Origin of the sequence: Mycobacterium sp. SMC-11 (genome assembly GCF_046250095.1) — a bacterium.
Taxonomy (GTDB): domain Bacteria; phylum Actinomycetota; class Actinomycetes; order Mycobacteriales; family Mycobacteriaceae; genus Mycobacterium; species Mycobacterium heraklionense_A.
The window spans coordinates 2,376,464-2,393,844 of record NZ_CP176430.1 but is presented as its reverse complement, the minus strand read 5'-3'; the positions used below and the strand labels follow the sequence as shown (position 1 = coordinate 2,393,844).

The following is a 17,381-nucleotide window of genomic DNA, read 5'->3' as shown; positions in this document are numbered from 1 at the left end:
AGACGAGGTCAGTGTGGACTGACGGTGAGCCGCTCGGCCGCCGCGCTTGCGCGGCTGATGAATCCGGGATGACCTGACAGTGTGGGACTTGAGCGTTTCGGATCGTTCACGACTGCCTCAGAGTTTGCCGGACATGCGCTCCCGCAAACTGAATCCAAGCTCGACGGATTTCTAGTCGACGGTCTCGCCACTCGCCCTGGCGGCGCATGACGGGCTTGGTCTCATCGATCTCAATCACTCCTGTCAATTGCTTGACGTGGTGCACGAGCGCCCCCGCGGCCGCGAGCACCGCTTCGCGGTAATGCTCGTCATTCCACAACTTTCGAGCGGCGCCCCAGATGAGCGGATTCATCGCTTCGACATCGACCTGGAAGGGCTGCTCGGCGTCGGCTTGCTTGATCATTTCCTCAAGGCGGCCTAAGACGTTGTTACACACCGCCAGAACATCGTCAGGATAGAACAGTGGCTTCGGCTGTGTGACCGTCAGCCACGCGTCTATTACATCGAACTCACCGGCGCCGGCCACGGCGATAGGGTATGGCTTTGTCGTTGAATCTCATTGAGTCTGGCAGACGAGGTCAGTGTGGACTGACGGTGAGCCGCTCGGCCGCCGCGCTTGCGCGGCTGATGAATCCGGGATGACCTGACAGTGTGGGACTTGAGCGTTTCGGATCGTTCACGACTGCCTCAGAGTTTGCCGGACATGCGCTCCCGCAAACTGAATCCAAGCTCGACGGATTTCTAGTCGACGGTCTCGCCACTCGCCCTGGCGGCGCATGACGGGCTTGGTCTCATCGATCTCAATCACTCCTGTCAATTGCTTGACGTGGTGCACGAGCGCCCCCGCGGCCGCGAGCACCGCTTCGCGGTAATGCTCGTCATTCCACAACTTTCGAGCGGCGCCCCAGATGAGCGGATTCATCGCTTCGACATCGACCTGGAAGGGCTGCTCGGCGTCGGCTTGCTTGATCATTTCCTCAAGGCGGCCTAAGACGTTGTTACACACCGCCAGAACATCGTCAGGATAGAACAGTGGCTTCGGCTGTGTGACCGTCAGCCACGCGTCTATTACATCGAACTCACCGGCGCCGGCCACGGCGATACGCACGCGCGGGCCCAGGCAGATTGGCGATTCGGCCGGCCGCCCTGGAGACTCGCTCCTTTGCTTCGGCATACGCCTCATCGGATACGTCTTCTCTGGGAGTAACCGGCGGAAGCAAGCCGGGCGCCAGGTTCATCGGCGTGAAGTTGCACAGTTCGAGGAAGCTGACGAACTCGTCTCTGAACTTACCGATATCGGCCGCGAGGCCGCGCAGATAAATCGGATTCGTCGTTGCATCCACGACTCAGACCGTAGCCTGGGCAGCTGACATGCCGTCAAAGTATTGGAGTCCGTGCCCGTCGGCCCATCAGCACGCTGCATAAGCAAGGTGCCCGCATCATCTCCCCCTTGGAAGGATGTCGGTCCAAGTCACCAGCCAATCGGTACGGTGTTGGACTGTGCCCGCTGTACCCGCGCTTAGCGCCGAATGGCCTTGGCTGGGCGCGTACCGCCGGGTGCGACTCCACCGTCGACGAGGTCGCCGGCAAGGATCGAATCCCACAACGTCGGTTGATCGTTTACAGTACGAAACATGATGGCCTCGAATCCTTCTCGCCAAAGGTTCGAGGACATCATCCCAGATCAGCGACCTTCAAAGGGCTCGACACACTCCGACTTTTTCGGTCGAAGTAGCTAGTAGTCGAGGGTTTTGTAGCCCTGCTCCTGCAGCCCAAACAGATACATCAGAGCGTTCTGAGTGGTCGGTATTTCGGGCGGCAGCAGGGCCGGGTCGACGCCTAACGCCTTCACCGCAATATCGCAGACCACGATCTTTAGCCCGTCGTCGTTGACAGCCCGACGAGCAGCATCCTTTACCGCCTGATCCGTGGCGATCTCGCTAACCACTTGCCCATACGCCACGATCTGGAAATCAATGGCGGAGCTCTTTGCCTTGAACTCGCGGCCCGTCATGATGGCCGCTTCGAGGTGCTGCGCATTCGACACCGACAAGGCATATTTACCATCAGGCCTGATAGCATTCTCCGTTGCAGTGATCTGCTCGTCGCTCGGCGGCTGCGCGAATGCCGGACTCGTGATTCCGACCTGAAAAACAGCGACGGTAGCCAGCAGAATCAAAGACCTCTTGAGTTTCTTCAAATGGTTTCCATTCTCTAGGTTACTAGTTGTATAGGGGGCCGCTAAAATCGCTCCGTGCCGAAGAAAATTGGACGCCATGCACAAGCGATGCTCTGCCATAGCGGTCCATGCAAGGTTCACCGAGCTTCTCCGTGAGAGCGATAGGGCGTCGTGCCAGCAGCACGGATCGCTGAGCATGGCGGCACACTCGCCCAACAGCGCCGCTTCACTTCAGGAACTCCGTCGCCAGCCATCACTGTCGGCCCTTTCTCCCTCAGTTGCACCTGCATTCGTCATGGTGCAGTTCAAATGATTCAGCGACTCAATTCAGTCGGCCAACCGAGCCTCACTGCGACCCCTACCACCTTAGCAATAGCTACGTAGTTGTTACGTAGATGCCCGGGTCTCTGCGACCAAGTTCGATAGCACCGGGCAGTCCGGCCAACCCAGCGAGGATCGTGTCGATGCCGCAATCAAATCGTCGGTCGTCGTAGCGGGTCAGGATTGCGATGACCTCATCGGCGCCGCCCCAGAACGGCTGCTTGCCTGCGGCGACGACGAGCTGGTTCAGGCGCTGGCCGCAAACGATCCAGACGCCTCGATCCGACAGTGGGCGTCCGAACAACTCGCCAACGAAGCGACCCAGGACGGCCTATTCAACTGACGCACCACGCATCCCGTCCATCGAGCGCCTCCGTCGTCGGCGGGATCCACCCGACTCGGTTACTGACCGTACAGCGGCTGGATGCGCTTGAATTCGATACGGAGGCCGGGGTCTCAGCGTGGGGCTCTCATAGTGTCGCCGGTATCGCGTGAGCGCGCACGTACGTACGTAACAGTACCCGGCACAAGCAGTCGATGAGGGTAGATTTCTAATTTGCCACTAAGCCAAGGTAAGTGTGTATATGGGAGGGTCATCCCTTCCCCATCTGGCAGCCTCGACCGACGAGCGGGACGCCGTGCCATTGTGCGATCCGGTTGCCCGTCCAGTCAGCGTGTGGACTCTCACGGTCGCCACTACGGCGCCAGTTGCGCATTCAGGGTATTGATTCGAAACGCCTTTCTGTTCAATGCATTACACAGATCATAATGCTAAAATTTGTGGCCTACCGCGGCACTAATCCTGCCGCCCAGGTCGAATGGACAATGGCTGGCCTGCAAAACCTGCTCGACCTATGGCCGGTCAGATTCTGACAGAACCGCCCCCACAAGTGGATTGCGCCCGGCTGCGAAAAACCCTCACCCGCAACGAGGCCTACTCAGCCCTGGCCGCGGTTTTCGTTACCTATGACACGATTATGCGGGTAAGCCTTGGGGCGTCAGGTAGGTCGCCGATCCACTTCCAGGGCTCGATTATCGAGTGGGGCCAGCTGATGCTCGTAGCTGCCGCGACAACGGCCGACTGGTCGGGGCTCAGACCGGCACCGCGGGCAGGCGGATCACTGGTTGACGCGGTGGCCGACTCAAACGGAGCTCAGGGCTACCCAGTGGCACACAGGCCGATCGATTCTGGAGCGCTAGCCGCATCAGGCATCATCGGAACATGCGGTGGTGGGAACAGCTTACTGACACAGACATCCTGAGGCGCACGGACCTTCCCCGGACGGCCATATCGCTCGACGATGAGCTCGTGAAACACATCGGGTCAGACGGATTGGCTTGGGCCCACGCGCTGGCCGCGGAGTTTGCGCAGAACTTTGTCGCGACAACGGTTCCTGCATTGAGCGACTCTGCCGATTTTACGCCAGGCCTCAGCGTGAGCACCGAGGCGAACTACCTAGCCCTGCTGCGTTCGTTGGTCACGGAAGGTTCAGAACCTCAACCGCCCCGCGAATCCTTGGACTTCACCGATGAAGCAGTCGCACGGCAGGTTCCGTTGGTATCGGTGTTGCGCGGCTATCAGAACGGGGTCGAGCACTGGCTGCGATGGTGCTCGCCGGCCATCACGCGGTACACGGCTCCAGAACATCGGGCAGCTGAACTGGAGTTTGCCGTATCCGTGTGCGTCCGCTACGTCGATCGCCTCTCCGAGATCATGATCAACGAGTACGAGCGTGAGATGACGCGCCGCATGAACTCGGGGGCGGCGCAACGGGCCGGGTCGGTCGCCGCGATTCTCGCAGGCGAAGAAGTTGACGTGGGCGAGGTGTCGCGAGTGCTGAATTACCCGCTGCAGGCCAACCACATCGCTTTGACATTGCAAGCCCGTGCAGACGGCACCAATCATGTTGACGCGCTCGAGAAAGAGGTCACGACGTTCGCCCGCCGGGTAGGAGCGACCGGACTGCTGGTGAACCCCACCGGTCTGACGACGATGGACGCGTGGTTGGCGACCGATGACGACGCTGTCCGTCCCGCCAAGCCTGCCAATGAGAACATCATCATCGGCGTGGGGACGTGCACATCAGGCATCGCCGGCTTTGTCCAGTCCCTCGAAGAGGCGCACAGTGCGCTCGACGTCCTTGGCGCGTCCGTCCCTGGGCACTTCGCCAAGATCCTGTACTACGACCAAGTTCGTCTGCTTTCTCTCGTGGTAAAGGATCCGACAGCGATTACTAGGTTTGTCACTGCCACACTCGGAGATCTCGCCGGAAGCGACGAACGTTCACGCGAGCTGCGCGAAACGCTGCTGGCCTTTCACACAACAGATAGGAGCTATACCGCGGTAGCCCGCAGCTCACACATGCACAAGAACACGGTGATCCAGCGCGTGGCGAGGGCCAGCGAGTTGGCCGGTCGAGATCTCACCCGTGGCGTCGACACACATGTCGCCTTGCTCTTGACTGAGGCATTCGGCGTCGCGGGCACCCCGTCAGCCCGTAGCGTGAATGGTCACCGAGGTGGCTAGTTCCGGTTCCACCAAAGATGTTGTGCAGCTGTCGAATCAGTACTGTCAATGTTCGGTCTCAAGAGATACTTGACGCTTTGTTCTCACGAGGCGCTTGACGTTTCGGCCTTGATCATGATCTTGTTCCGTCCGGTCTCGTCGGTGTCGGAGTGGACGGTTCGTGGATCATCAAGAGACATTGGTGGAGTTCCGGTATCGGGCGGTGTGCGCGGTGTTGGGCGGCTCACCGATCGGCGAGGTCGCGGTGCGTTACGGGACGACGCGGCAGTCGCTGGACTCCTGGCGTGCACGGTCCAAGCAGGAGGGCATGGCAGGCCTGCTGATCGGTCCGCGGCGGTCGCATACCAGTCCAACGAAAGCTGTCCGCCGACATCGAGACGCTGATCTGTCGACTGCGCCTCGCCCGGAAACTTGTCGATTGCGGTGGGCATCAAAGGGGCGGGCTGCTGCTGTTCGCCGACAATGATCGATCCCAACCGCCGCTTCACAGTGCGGGAGATGGTGATGCCGGCGACGATGAAGTCGAGTTCGCCTGCGGCGATGCCACGTTCGGCTTCTTTCGTCGGTGTTTGGTCGACCGCGGTGTGATGCCTCAAGCGGCTCGCGAGTTCTTCGATACTGGGACACTGCCCACGTACATTGGACGTTGGTTACCCCAGCCGTCGGATGTTCTCACGTCCCGCCCCACGGTGCACGGAGAGGCGTGGGAACGCTGCCCTGAATAATGGGGGGATTTCATCGCCGTGCTCGGCGAACTGAAAAAATGGCGGAACAAACGGACAGCGTGCGTGGAGTCCTGGTCACAGGCTCAGCGGCGGCCGGAGCCGCGCATCCCCTGTCCGATCGCGACATCGAGATCTACCCCCACGACGTCGACGGCCTACTCAACGACGATTCATGGCGGAACGCGCTGGGCGAGGTCCTGGTCGTCGAACACCTGGAGAACGACCAAGAACAACCGACCCGACTGATCTACTACGTCGGAGGAAAGCTCGACTTCACTTCAACTCCGGCCGGTGACTTACCCACCCCCGTCCATACGCGGCCGTTTCAGAGCCTCTTAGACAAGGACGCACGTGCCCGCAATCGCCGGCGGCGACCGTCGAAACCCCGGACCTACCAGGGCAGGACGAAGTTGATAGGGCGATCAACTGGGGGTACGCAGCGGCGCTGATGTGCGCCAACGCGGTTGTGCGAGATAAGCTTTGGTCGGCGAAGTTGCGCGACAACGATCGCAAGAGCGAACTTCTACGGATGATCGAGTGGGATCACCAATCGCGCTATGGTGCCAGCGTCGACACTCGCCACTTAGGCACCCGAATGAACACCTGTATGGATGCAGACATCCGCAACGAACTCACGCACTGCTGGAGCCACTTCGATGCCGGAGACACCGCCGCAGCATTGCGTCGACCAACGGGGCTGTTCTCCCGATTGGCCGAACGGGTAGCGACAGCTCTCGGCCTCCCCCCGTTTGATCACGAACGTCTTCTCGCGGAGATCGAACACATCCTCCAACTGCGCCACGACCAATGCTCAGGCCCCGACACCCTAGGCGGAAGGAGTTGGTGCCGGTCTCGATGATGTTCCACCGAAGGTGAGTGGGTCAACGATGGCTGCGCACAACCGGGGGTCGGTGAACGTTTTGGTCCACCCTGAGAAACTCTCTTCGAGCGATGGCCACCGAGGCTCTCTTCTCGTTCGGGGAGCACCTGGAACAGCAGCTCGGCGCCGCGACGGTCGAGTTCCATATAGCCCAGTCGAATGCACACGAGCGCTGCGCATGGTTCCAGAGACCATCGTTGGCCGGGATGTGTGGGCTTGCAGCACGTTGGCTGTCGTGAGCGGCACTGGAATATTCGAATGTGACTGCAAACACAGTCGACATCCCAGTCAGTCCAAGTCGAGGAGATCTCCATGTCAGTTGAAGCCCTAGCCGTCACGCCGGCACAGGTGGCAGCACCGGGCGGTGCGTATCTGTCGGACCCATCGAACGCGACCATCGTCATGGGTGGCAGCGTTTTCGACGGGGCGCCGCACTGTCCGGGCGCCACCATTACCGTGCACGCACTGGGCGACCGAACAACCGGTCAGCTCATCTACACCGAGGTGACGTTTCCAGCGGGGCAGCGCTCCTGGTTCCACACCCATCACCGCGAGGACGAGGGCTTCCACGTGCTCGAAGGCCAGTTGACGCTGACTGTGATTGACGACACGGGCGAACGTCACGCGTTGGTCACCAACCCCGGCGAGTTCGTGTGGGGACCGCAGGAGTATCCGCATAGCTTTCACATCACCAGCGACGTGCCCTGCAAGGCCATCATTGTTCTCACACCCGGATCGTCGCTGACCAGCTTCTTCGGCGCGTCGCAAAATTTGCAGCTCGATCACACCGACAAAGCAGCCGTCGCCGCATTCGTTGAGGAGACGAATCGGTTGTACGGTACCGAGTTCTTCCCTGAGATCCCCTTGGACGTGTGACAGCAATGACTCGATCGATTGCCGACAACCAAGAAGTGGTGCGGCGCTTCCTTGCCAGCCTTGAACGGCTGGACGTACCGGCCCTCAAAGACCTCATAACCGATGACTTCAGTTGGACGGTTCCAGGCGGACTTTCCATCTCGGGCACTTACGAGGGAAAATCAGCATTCGAGGACGAGTTCCTATCCGGAGCAGCAGAACTGTTCGCTCCCGGTACTTTGAACTTCGACATTCAACATCTCTTCGCTGAAGGCGAAGTGGTTGTGGCTGAGTACATCGGCACTGGAAAATCCGCGACCACGGGAAAGCCATATCGAAACGACTACTGCGTCATCTTCCGCATCCGGAACGGCAAAATCGAGGTCGGACGCGAATACATGGACACAGCACACGTCGCAGAAGCCCTCCTCGCCAGCCCCGCTTGACCAGCTGCTGGCGCCGTCGCATCGGGAAGAACGAGGCGGCGGCGCCAGCCGACTGCCAGGCCTCTCGGAAGCCACTAGCGAATCGCATGGCACAGAACGGGATTAGAATTGTCACTAGACCGAGACGACTACCGCGAGCACCTGGCGTATTACGGTCACGGTGTCCGCCACCGCGAATCAGCGGCCGGCATACGAGTCGCGACCCGCGCGGGCGTGGTACGCGGGCGACGCATCATGGTCGACGGTCGAGATGTCCACGCGTTCCTGGGAATGCCCTACGCGGGCCCGCTCCGCGGTGCGGCTCGATTCGCGATCCCGTCACCGGTGCTCCCCTGGGACGGCGAACGCCCTGCCATCAGCCACGGTCCCACACCACCGCAATCACCCTATCCCGCGCCTACTTCGGCACTGTTGGATAGCGTGGTCGTCGCTGGTGCCGACTCCCTTAACCTCTCGGTCTGGACAGTGGATCCGGGAGCAACACGGCTCCCTGTCATGGTGTGGATTCACGGCGGAGCATTCGTGCGCGGCAGCCATCGGCTACCGGTGTTCGACGGGGCTGCCTTCGCACGTGACGGTGTGGTCATGGTGGGGATCAACTACCGAGTGGGCGCACTTGGATTCCTCAGTGTTGTTGGGGCACCGGACAACCGCGGCCTTCGCGACCAGATTGCGGCACTGGAATGGGTGCGTGACAACATCGCTGCGTTCGGTGGCGACCCCGACCAAGTGACCATCTTCGGCGAGTCCGCAGGCGGAATGAGCATCACAGCACTGCTATCTTCGCCGAAGGCCGTCGGGTTGTTTCACCGAGCCATCGTTCAGAGCGGCAACGCCACGTCCGCAGCCGACATTTCCGATGCTCGTCTGGTTGCCGGCGAGTTCACCGGAATGCTGAGCCTCGATTCGACCGTCGACAGTCTCACCGATCTTTCGCCGGACGTCCTGCAGAGGACACAGGATGCGCTCGGAGCCGAGCTCCTGCGAGACCCTGAACCGACGCGGTGGGGTGCCAGCGTAATCGAACGCGGCTTCGGAGTGATGAGCATGTTCCCGACCATCGATGGCGACGTTCTCCCAGCACTCCCGATCGATGCACTCAAATCAGGTGCGGGCGGTGATGTCGAACTCCTCGCCGGAACGACTCGCGACGAATTCCGGTTCTTTCTAGTACCGAGCGGGCTTGCATCGTCTGTAACAGCGGAGGATCTGTCGGCGATAACAGATCGTTTCGGTATTTCAGATGCGGCGGCTGAAACGTTCGCACACAACCGCCCCGATGTAGCGCCGGGCGATCTACTGTGCGCTCTCCTGACGGATCACGTATTCCGTTCTGGTACCGCGGAGTTGGTAGACACAGTGGCCCACCGCGCTGGCGGCCGGGCGTGGCAATACGAATTCGCGTGGCCCACACCGGTCCACAATCTCCGAGCATGCCATGCGCTCGAACTCGGCTTTGTCTTCGACACCCTGAGTACTTCACCTCCGATCGCGGGGGCGGCTCCACCACAATGTCTCGCAGACGAAATGCACGAGACATGGGTGCGGTTTGCAACTACCGGCGACCCAGGATGGGAACGCGTGGGAGCGGCCCGCAGACCGGTGCGAACATTCGGTGATCCAGCACTCCCCTCGGGCGCGGTGGTCACCGACCCGCGAGACGACGAATTGAGCGCGGTTCGGGCACGCCAACGCACGGGGATTCGTCACGAGCGCAACCGCTAGCTCTTCGACTTGAAGCCGGTTCCCCGGACTCGTCGACACCGTGCATTGCGTCAGTTCTCGATGATCTCGCACGCTTCCAAGCGCGAGTTGAAGCGCATATTCGCGGGTCTGATCTGCTGATCGCGTCCAAAGCTAAGACTCTCGTGATGATCCCGCTGAGCGGCACAACGCGCCGGCCCGCCGTCGGCCTCGTGCCAATCTCGGTTGGCATTCCAAGAAGGAATTTCGCCAACTGACCGACTCTGCCCAGGGAGGCTTCGATGTCCGAACTACTTATCCCAAACTATGATCCGCAGACACTTGTGCGCTCGATTGTGGTTGAGATTGAAGCTCCCGGCAGCGTGGTATGGGAGGTTCTGACCGACCTCGACAAGTACCCGCTGTGGAACCCATTCTGCATATCGGCCGTCTCGACACTGGCCATCGGCGCGCCCGTGGAGATGGTGCTCGCCGACTACACGGGCGTCGGCGGCACGTTCCCGAACACGGAATACGTGTGTGCGCTCGTAGACGAACGCCTGTTGTCATGGGAGCTGCGGGCAACCCCAGAATCGCCCTATGCCGCCCGACGAGACCAGGTCATCGAACCACTTGGTGTTTTCCGCTGCCGCTATTACTCGACTGACGCGTTCCTGGGCGAGTTCGCACACGACATCATGGCGGAAACCGGCGACTGGGTGAAGCGCGCGTTCGACGACACCGCAGTGGCGTTGAAGCGGCGCAGCGAGACCCTGCATGCAGAGCGCAGCGCAGAATCGAAGTGACCACGACATGCAAAAGTGGGGCGACTTGACCATCTTTACAGACAAACCATCCACCCAGTGGACACATCCTTGGCACCACGATTCGTTCGCCCCATAACCTCATGTCATGTTCTCGCAGCCATTACAACGAGCGATCACTGACGCTGAACAGCTGATCGCAGCGGCGCCCCACAATGATTCCGACGCAGACCTTTTCGAAGGCCTTCAGTACCTCGCCGGTGGCGTGGCCGCATGCACACACCTGGCGTTCAACCAGCGTCCGGATTATCCGCTTCTGTTGTCCGGCACGGGCCCGTTCACCAAAATCGGACTCGACAACCCTGACACGCTGTATTTCGGTACCAAAATGCGTGGCGGCCACGAATACGTAATCACCGGGGTCCGCGGAACTACGACGGACCTGAGTTTTCAGTACCTTGCGGGGGAGTACACCGCTGACACCGTCCCAACTAGCGAGGTGGCGTTCGACGACCGGGAACTCGAGATCGCCCCGGACGGCTCGTTTGAATGGCGTTTCCGACCGCAACGTTCCGGACAACTGGTAATCCGTGAGGTTTACAACGATTGGTCGCAGCGCCGTGGGTCGCTGGCGGTGTACCGCACAGATACCGTGGGCACCGCTCCCTCGCCGCCCACACGCGAGTTGGTGGAGGAGCAATTTCAGACCGCCGCAGAGGAACTCGTCAACCGAGTTAAGACTTGGCTGCAGTTCCCGAAGTGGTTCTACCTGAACCTTCCGGTCAACACACTGGTCGCCCCGCGTTCAACTCCCGGTGGCCTTACCACCCAGTACTCGTCGGCCGGCCACTACCACCTGCGCAGCGATCAGGCGCTGATAATCACGCTGCCGATGAGCGACGCCCCGTACCAAGGCTTTCAATTGGGCAGCATGTGGTACATCTCGTTGGACTATATCAACCACCAAACGTCTCTCAACGGCGCACAAACACAAGTAGATCCGGACGGGATGGTTCGCATCGTCGTGGCCGACCAAAACCCCGGCGTGACGAACTGGGTCGAGACCCTCGGCCACCAGCGTGGTTACCTCCAGTTTCGCTGGCAGCGGTTGTCGAGGGAGATGACAGCGGCCGACGGACCCACCATGCAGCTAGTAGATCTCGATGCCGTCCCGTCCGCCCTCCCCTTCTTCGAGACCAACAAGATCTCCGCGGAAGACTGGAATGCGCGAATCGCCCTGCGGCAAAATCAAATCGGCCACAGAATGTTGGGCTGATCGATGACTGGATTACTTGCGGACAAAGTCGTTGTGGTCAGCGGTGTCGGGCCGGGATTGGGCTCCACCCTCGCGCATCGCTGCGCCATGGAGGGGGCTGATCTGGTTCTGGTATCGCGCACTCCGACACGCCTTGAGGGTCTTGCCAAAGACATCATCAGCATGGGGCGGCGGGCGGTAGCGGTGCCCACCGACATCACCGTCGACGACGATGTCGCCGACCTCGCACGGACCGCGGTGGCGGCGTTCGGCCGAGTCGACGCCCTGGTCAACAACGCATTCATGCACCCGTCGATGCAACCGTTCTCCGGAACCAGCTTCGCTCACATCCGAGATTCCCTTGAGCTGACTGTTCTGGGGGCGCTGCGAACCGTGCAGGCTTTCACACCCGCGCTTGCGGAATCACGGGGATCGATCGTGAACCTCAGCTCTATGGTTATCCGGCACTCCGATCCCCTCTACGGTCCCTATAAGCTGGCGAAAACCGCATTGCTGGCAATGTCGCAATCGTTGGCAAGCGAGCTGGGCAGCAGCGGAATTCGTGTCAATTCCGTTGCCCCCGGCTATATTTGGGGTCAGATTCTGAAGGACTACTTCGAGCAGCAAGCGCGGGAGACCGACTGTTCGGTCGATGATGTCTACCGCGCCACGGCAGCCGGATCCGATTTGAAACGGTTGGTAACTGAAGACGATGTCGCCTCGGCGATCCTCTTCCTGATCAGCGACATGGCCAACGGCATCACCGGCCAAACCATTGACGTCAATTGCGGGGAGTACAAATCATGACAACACCGACGACCGATATCGGAACCGTAGAAGAACTGTGTGTCGAAGCGGTCGAGGCGGCCGGATACGATGATTTCGGCTACGACGACGACAACTTCCGCGGCGCACTTCAAGTTCTGCTCGACTCCTACCGTCGAGAAGCGGACTTCACTCCTCTGGGTGCCACGATGACGCGGCACTATCTGCGCGGTGGGCTGGTGGCGCGGTTGCTCAGTGAGGCGGCGTGGAAGCGCTATCCAGCGCACGCCGACGTCGCAGTCGAACGGCCGATCTTCGTGACGGGACTACCTCGGACCGGCACCACCGCGTTACATCGCCTACTCGGTGCGGATCCGGGGCATCAGGGGCTGGAACTCTGGTTGGCGGAGTATCCGCAGCCCCGTCCGCCCCGCGAAACGTGGGAGTCTTTCGCGGAGTTTCGCCGGTTGCGCGCCTACTACGCGAAGGCTCACCGCGACAATCCCGAGTTCTTGGGTCTGCACTACATCGCCGAGGATGCCCTCGAAGAGTGCTGGCAGCTGCTGCGGCAGTCCGTCCATTCGGTGTCGTACGAGTCGCTAGCCCACATACCGACGTACCGGCAGTGGCTAAGCGCTCAGGACTGGACCCCCGCCTACCGGAGACACCGCCGCAACCTGCAACTGATCGGGCTCAACGACATCGGAAAGCGTTGGGTGCTCAAGAACCCCAGTCATCTCTTCTCCCTTGACGCGATCCTCGCGGTGTACCCGGATGCACTTATCGTGCAATGTCACCGACCCCCTGAGACCCTGCTGGCATCGATGTGCTCGCTCGCCGAGCACTCCACTGAGGGCTGGTCCACCACCTACGTCGGAGCACAAATCGGCCACGATGTCCTCGAGACATGGACTCTGGCTATCGAGCGGTTTCGCACCGCCCGCGCGGCTCACAACCCGAAACAGTTCTGTGACGTTGACTACTTCGACTTCGTGGCCGATCCGGTCGGCACAGCAACCGGCGTATATCGCCACTTCGGGCTGCCACTCACTGACCAAGCCGTGTTGGCGATGAACCACGTTCACGCAGAAGGCACACATGGCCCCGGTGCACCGAAACACCGTTATTCGCTTACAGACTACGGATTGGACGCTGAACAAGTCAGATCGCGGTTCGCCGGCAAGTAATTCCATACCAACGCCGATGTACGGCCATCCTTGGCGTCGAACCATGAGTACCCCGCCACTCTGACGGGAGGCGGAACGGCGGCCGACGGTCTCCACATCGACTGCTAGCCAGAGTTACCAAACTCGAGTGTATATTCGGTTTTGTGGCAGAGGGGCTCGACACAGCGGCAGACATTCCGGATGGTAAGCGTCGCGCGCTCCGCGGATCGCGAGGCGCTTATGCCAAATCGGCGGACCGCAGAGACCGAATACTTGCTGCGGCGTTACAGGTGTTCACGCGCTTGGGCTACAACTCCGGCACCGTGCGGGCAGTCGCCAGACAAGCAAATATGGCGGAAGCCACTGTGCTGCACCATTTTCCGAGCAAGAACGCACTCCTCGCCGCGTTGCTCGAACAACGTGAGATGCATACCCGTGCCAGTCTTACGACAGCGACCGACGCACTTGAAGCACTGTTTCAAGCCGTTGACCTCGACGACGGCCAAACTAGGACCTATGCGGAACTGTTGACCCGCCTCGCTGCCGAAGCAACCGACTCGGAACATCCGGCTCATGAGTTCGTGGTTCGCCGATACGACACTGTGCGCGAGGAGCTCACAGAATCTTTCACGGACCTTGATCGCCAAGGACGATTGCAGCGAGGTGTCAGTCCCAGCAGCGCGGCGAGATTGACCATTGCCGCGTGGGAAGGCTTACTCCTGCAGTGGCTGCTCGACAATCGTACTGTCGACGTTCGGGCCGAGATGCGCTCGCTCATAAGGCTTTTTGTTGACTCGGATCAGGTCCAGCGCCGACAACACTGTGCCGGTTCAGTCCCCGACTCCTAGCCACGACCGAGTAATAGGACTAGCAACAGGTTTCAACGCCCAGATAGCACTCACAGCATCGCCCCTTGGCTCATATTGGTCGCGACGGATACCGCGTCGCTGCGCGATGCAATGTCTAGCTATCCGCCAGCGACAGGAGATCACGTTGGGTGCTTCGCGGTACTACGGTTCCATCGGTAAGCGTGCGGTAGCGCTGGGTGTCGTCATCGCGATACTGACCAGCCAAGATTTCACAGCCGCTTGGCCGGTTACGAGTTCGTCTGCCGCGACGGGGTTGAGCCGGACACGGAACTCGGCATGTGCGGACGATGTCGATGATGTACCGGTAACGGCGACCTTGCAATCCGCGAAACACAGTTCATCGGGCTCGATAGAGGGCAACAGCTCACGAGGTGTGGACCCGGCGGAGCTCCACGCCGATAGCCGAGATCAGACCTCCGTCCATACTCCGATTTACAACATGGTGAGAGCATGGACTAAGTCCTCAGTTGGTCAAGCGATTGCGGATTTTGTGAACACTCTGTTGGGTTCTCACGCGATTGGTGATGGCGCAGCGGGGACTGATGCTTCACATCCGAACGGGACCGATGGGGGGTGGTTGTTCGGTGATGGCGGGGCGGGCTGGAACAGCACCGTGACCGGCGTTGCCGGCGGTAACGGCGGCGCTGGAAGCTTTTTCGGCGACGGTGGGAATGGCGGCTCGGGCGGACCCGGCGCTGTCGGCGGTAACGGCGGAGCAGGTGGAAGGTACACAGGCATCGGCGGCCGCGGAGGTGATGGCGGCGCCGGAACTGGTGATCGGGCCGGAGGCGCAGGCGGCACGGGCGGTGACGCCAAGGGACTGATGTGGCCCGTTGGTGGTGCGGGCGGAAAAGGGGGCGCGGGAAGTGGGCAGGGAGCTGGCGGTGCCGGCGGTCCTGGTGGCGCGGCACATGGTTTGTTGTTCAGTACCGGCGGGCTTGGCGGCAACGGTAGTGACGGTGGCGACGGTGGTGTCGGCGGCGATGGCGGCAACGCAACCGGGTTCCTGGCGTGCGGCGGTCGAGGGGGCAATGGAGGTGACGGCAGCCTGACCGGGCCCCTTCCTGCCCTGGGCGGCGCTGGGGGCACCACCACACAGTGGTTCGGCAACCACGGAGCCAATGGTCTTGCCGGCATTCAATCCGGTGTGCGGTTGGCTCCCAGACACTCCAAGTTCAACACCACGGGCAGATGGTTCACCGACAACGACGGCAAGGTCATCACCTTTCGCGGGATGAATGTCGTCGACATCCGGGATCCGATCAGACCACCGTCAGCGGAAGGGTTCGATGACGACGACGCCGACTTCTTTGCCGCCAATGGTTTCAACGTGGTGCGGCTGGGAGTCGATTGGGAGCTTCTGCAGCCCCGACCCGGCGTCTACGATGACACCTATCTGAATTCACTGGGGCAGACAGTGCAATTACTGGCTGGTCGCGGCATCGTCAGCTTGCTCGATCTCCATCGAAATGTGCCGCCCAGTTACGTCACCGGCGACCTACCCCCCTCGAGCTTGCCGTTTCCGGCTAGTGTGTTCTTCGATTCAGCGAAAAATGCTGTCATCGACCGGTTCTGGGCTAACGAGAAGGGCCCGACCGGCGCTGGGCAGTTGAATGAGTATGCGAAAATGGTCCAGTATCTGGCGCACCACTTCAACGGCAACCCAGACATCCTGGGCATCGAAATCATGAACGAACCCTTGCCGGGCAATCAGTTCGTTCCCTCGATCCTGAGCAGCTCGTACCACGAAGCCCAGCAACTTACCCCCTTCTACAACCAGGTGGCCGCGGCAATTCGCAGCGTGAACCCGGATGTGACGATCTTCTTCGAACCCAGCGTCCTGGCCAGCGCGACGGTACCGGTACGGCTGAGCACAATCCGCGACTCCAACACCGCGCTGTCGTTTCACGACTACGGCTATGTGAACCTAAACGGCCGGGTGCTGCCCGACGTCAAGGACATCGCGGGCACGGCAAACGCCTACGCCGAAGCCCACAACATCCCGGCCATGATGACCGAGTTCGGATCCTCGAACAACTCCTCATCGCTGGACCAAACGCTGCGTCCCGCCGACCAATACCTGCTCGGCTGGACCGAGTGGTCCTATGCCAACACCGGCTACCTCGGCGTGGACGGCACCGTCGAATGGCTCGTTGACGATCCCAGTAAGCCGTTGACCGGCCACAACGTCAACCACTCCAGCCTCGAAACCCTGACCAGGCCCTACGCCCAGGTCGTCGCCGGCACCCCTACCGCGATGTCGCTGGGAGACAACGACACTTTCCGCTTCGGTTACACCACCGAAAGAGCAGATGGCCGAGGCCGTTTCGCCACCGGTTCACAGACCACACTGTCCGTGCCCCGCGCTCACTACCCCAACGGGTACCACGTCACTGTCGAAGGCGGGCGCGTCGTCTCAGCACCCAACGCGCCCAAACTCGTCATCGCCTCCGACAACGCCACGACCACCGTGACGGTCACCATCACCCCCATCGGATAGGGATAAGCGAATTTTCCCTTCGCTTCCACATCGTGACCCGTGGCCGTCATCGATCAGGTCGAAATGCCGAGCCTCGCAGCCTACAGGCCAGCTCACATACCCTTGTTCACGCAGCCCGTCACACCTGTCGGTACCGCTGCCACTGCACTTGGTCACACAGGTCCGGCACCTCCTTCAGAACCTCGACGAGATGTGAGCGCGCCGAACTGTGCAGGCTCCTGTCAACGATCGGGCAGCTGGTGCTCGGGAATTCAGTGTTTGCTTGCCCTGCACGGCGAACCGCCGATCGATTCGCATAAGTGGTCGTCTCGGCTGGGTAGAATTCGATCATTTCAAGCGCGTCGACGGCAAGAACCCCTCGCTGCGCCGAGATTGCCGTCGGCGTCAACGGAGGTTGGGCAGATACACAACGCCGAATGACCACGAGTGCGACAGATAGCACCCGG

18 protein-coding genes and 2 pseudogenes are annotated in these 17,381 nt (G+C 60.8%); 14 read left to right on the top strand and 6 right to left on the bottom strand.

Annotation, left to right across the window (positions count from 1 at the left end):
* Positions 1–106 precede the first annotated feature (106 nt).
* The 5 genes from ACKY0X_RS11240 to ACKY0X_RS11220 all read right to left on the bottom strand — a co-directional run bounded on the left by ACKY0X_RS11240 (position 107) and on the right by ACKY0X_RS11220 (position 2,804).
* Complete coding sequence (locus tag ACKY0X_RS11240; protein WP_301122510.1) at positions 107–526, bottom strand: TIGR02391 family protein; 420 nt, start codon at positions 524–526, stop codon at positions 107–109.
* 150 nt (positions 527–676) lie between these two features.
* Entirely contained in the window at positions 677–1,108 is a 432-nt protein-coding gene (locus ACKY0X_RS11235; RefSeq protein ID WP_301122511.1) for a TIGR02391 family protein, read from the bottom strand.
* Positions 1,080–1,343: a hypothetical protein gene (locus tag ACKY0X_RS11230; RefSeq protein WP_301122512.1), complete on the bottom strand. Its 264-nt coding sequence runs from the start codon at positions 1,341–1,343 to the stop codon at positions 1,080–1,082. Before ACKY0X_RS11230 ends, ACKY0X_RS11235 begins: the two co-directional genes overlap by 29 nt.
* A 392-nt stretch (positions 1,344–1,735) precedes the next feature.
* Positions 1,736–2,200 (bottom strand): hypothetical protein, encoded by a 465-nt coding sequence (locus tag ACKY0X_RS11225; RefSeq protein WP_409429451.1) that lies wholly within the window; start codon positions 2,198–2,200, stop codon positions 1,736–1,738.
* Between the two features lie 355 nt (positions 2,201–2,555).
* Positions 2,556–2,804, bottom strand: coding sequence for a hypothetical protein (locus ACKY0X_RS11220; protein ID WP_079627764.1), 249 nt, complete (start codon positions 2,802–2,804; stop codon positions 2,556–2,558).
* A gap of 1,005 nt (positions 2,805–3,809) precedes the next feature.
* Here ACKY0X_RS11220 and ACKY0X_RS11215 point away from each other — a divergent pair.
* The 5 genes and pseudogenes from ACKY0X_RS11215 to ACKY0X_RS11195 form a co-directional block, all read left to right on the top strand.
* Complete coding sequence (locus ACKY0X_RS11215; protein WP_409429450.1) at positions 3,810–5,027, top strand: PucR family transcriptional regulator; 1,218 nt, start codon at positions 3,810–3,812, stop codon at positions 5,025–5,027.
* A 160-nt stretch (positions 5,028–5,187) separates the two neighbouring features.
* Positions 5,188–5,493, top strand: coding sequence for a helix-turn-helix domain-containing protein (locus ACKY0X_RS11210; RefSeq protein ID WP_356948483.1), 306 nt, complete (start codon positions 5,188–5,190; stop codon positions 5,491–5,493).
* On the top strand, positions 5,387–5,752 hold the full coding sequence (locus ACKY0X_RS11205; RefSeq protein WP_409429590.1) for an Imm1 family immunity protein: 366 nt from the start codon (positions 5,387–5,389) through the stop codon (positions 5,750–5,752). Before ACKY0X_RS11210 ends, ACKY0X_RS11205 begins: the two co-directional genes overlap by 107 nt.
* Complete coding sequence (locus ACKY0X_RS11200; RefSeq protein WP_409429449.1) at positions 5,752–6,201, top strand: aminoglycoside 6-adenylyltransferase; 450 nt, start codon at positions 5,752–5,754, stop codon at positions 6,199–6,201. The genes ACKY0X_RS11205 and ACKY0X_RS11200 overlap by 1 nt, the downstream gene beginning before the upstream one ends.
* Positions 6,153–6,611 (top strand): annotated as a pseudogene (locus tag ACKY0X_RS11195) (aminoglycoside 6-adenylyltransferase); the annotation flags it as partial. The gene ACKY0X_RS11200 and the pseudogene ACKY0X_RS11195, both read left to right, overlap by 49 nt.
* Here ACKY0X_RS11195 and ACKY0X_RS11190 read toward each other — a convergent pair.
* Positions 6,580–6,802 (bottom strand): annotated as a pseudogene (locus tag ACKY0X_RS11190) (ATP-binding protein); the annotation flags it as partial. The pseudogenes ACKY0X_RS11195 and ACKY0X_RS11190 sit on opposite strands and share 32 nt — an antisense overlap.
* Before the next feature lie 142 nt (positions 6,803–6,944).
* Between ACKY0X_RS11190 and ACKY0X_RS11185 the strand changes: the two are divergent.
* From ACKY0X_RS11185 to ACKY0X_RS11145, 9 genes are all read left to right on the top strand, one after another.
* Complete coding sequence (locus ACKY0X_RS11185; RefSeq protein WP_301122517.1) at positions 6,945–7,508, top strand: cupin domain-containing protein; 564 nt, start codon at positions 6,945–6,947, stop codon at positions 7,506–7,508.
* A gap of 5 nt (positions 7,509–7,513) precedes the next feature.
* The gene (locus tag ACKY0X_RS11180) at positions 7,514–7,933 is read left to right on the top strand and encodes a nuclear transport factor 2 family protein (RefSeq protein WP_301122623.1); all 420 of its coding nucleotides are present in this window, start codon (positions 7,514–7,516) and stop codon (positions 7,931–7,933) included.
* A 108-nt stretch (positions 7,934–8,041) separates the two neighbouring features.
* Positions 8,042–9,658 carry a carboxylesterase/lipase family protein gene (locus tag ACKY0X_RS11175; RefSeq protein ID WP_409429448.1) on the top strand — a complete coding sequence of 539 codons (1,617 nt, stop codon included), beginning with the start codon at positions 8,042–8,044 and terminating at the stop codon, positions 9,656–9,658.
* Between the two features lie 260 nt (positions 9,659–9,918).
* Positions 9,919–10,422: an SRPBCC domain-containing protein gene (locus tag ACKY0X_RS11170; protein ID WP_409429447.1), complete on the top strand. Its 504-nt coding sequence runs from the start codon at positions 9,919–9,921 to the stop codon at positions 10,420–10,422.
* A 106-nt stretch (positions 10,423–10,528) separates the two neighbouring features.
* Positions 10,529–11,656 carry a hypothetical protein gene (locus tag ACKY0X_RS11165; RefSeq protein WP_409429446.1) on the top strand — a complete coding sequence of 376 codons (1,128 nt, stop codon included), beginning with the start codon at positions 10,529–10,531 and terminating at the stop codon, positions 11,654–11,656.
* A gap of 3 nt (positions 11,657–11,659) precedes the next feature.
* Positions 11,660–12,442 carry an SDR family oxidoreductase gene (locus ACKY0X_RS11160; protein WP_409429445.1) on the top strand — a complete coding sequence of 261 codons (783 nt, stop codon included), beginning with the start codon at positions 11,660–11,662 and terminating at the stop codon, positions 12,440–12,442.
* Complete coding sequence (locus ACKY0X_RS11155) at positions 12,439–13,587, top strand: sulfotransferase family protein (protein ID WP_409429444.1); 1,149 nt, start codon at positions 12,439–12,441, stop codon at positions 13,585–13,587. Before ACKY0X_RS11160 ends, ACKY0X_RS11155 begins: the two co-directional genes overlap by 4 nt.
* Before the next feature lie 143 nt (positions 13,588–13,730).
* Complete coding sequence (locus ACKY0X_RS11150) at positions 13,731–14,414, top strand: TetR/AcrR family transcriptional regulator (protein WP_409429443.1); 684 nt, start codon at positions 13,731–13,733, stop codon at positions 14,412–14,414.
* Positions 14,415–14,520: 106 nt separating this feature from the next.
* Complete coding sequence (locus ACKY0X_RS11145) at positions 14,521–16,935, top strand: cellulase family glycosylhydrolase (RefSeq protein WP_409429442.1); 2,415 nt, start codon at positions 14,521–14,523, stop codon at positions 16,933–16,935.
* Positions 16,936–17,381: the final 446 nt, after the last annotated feature.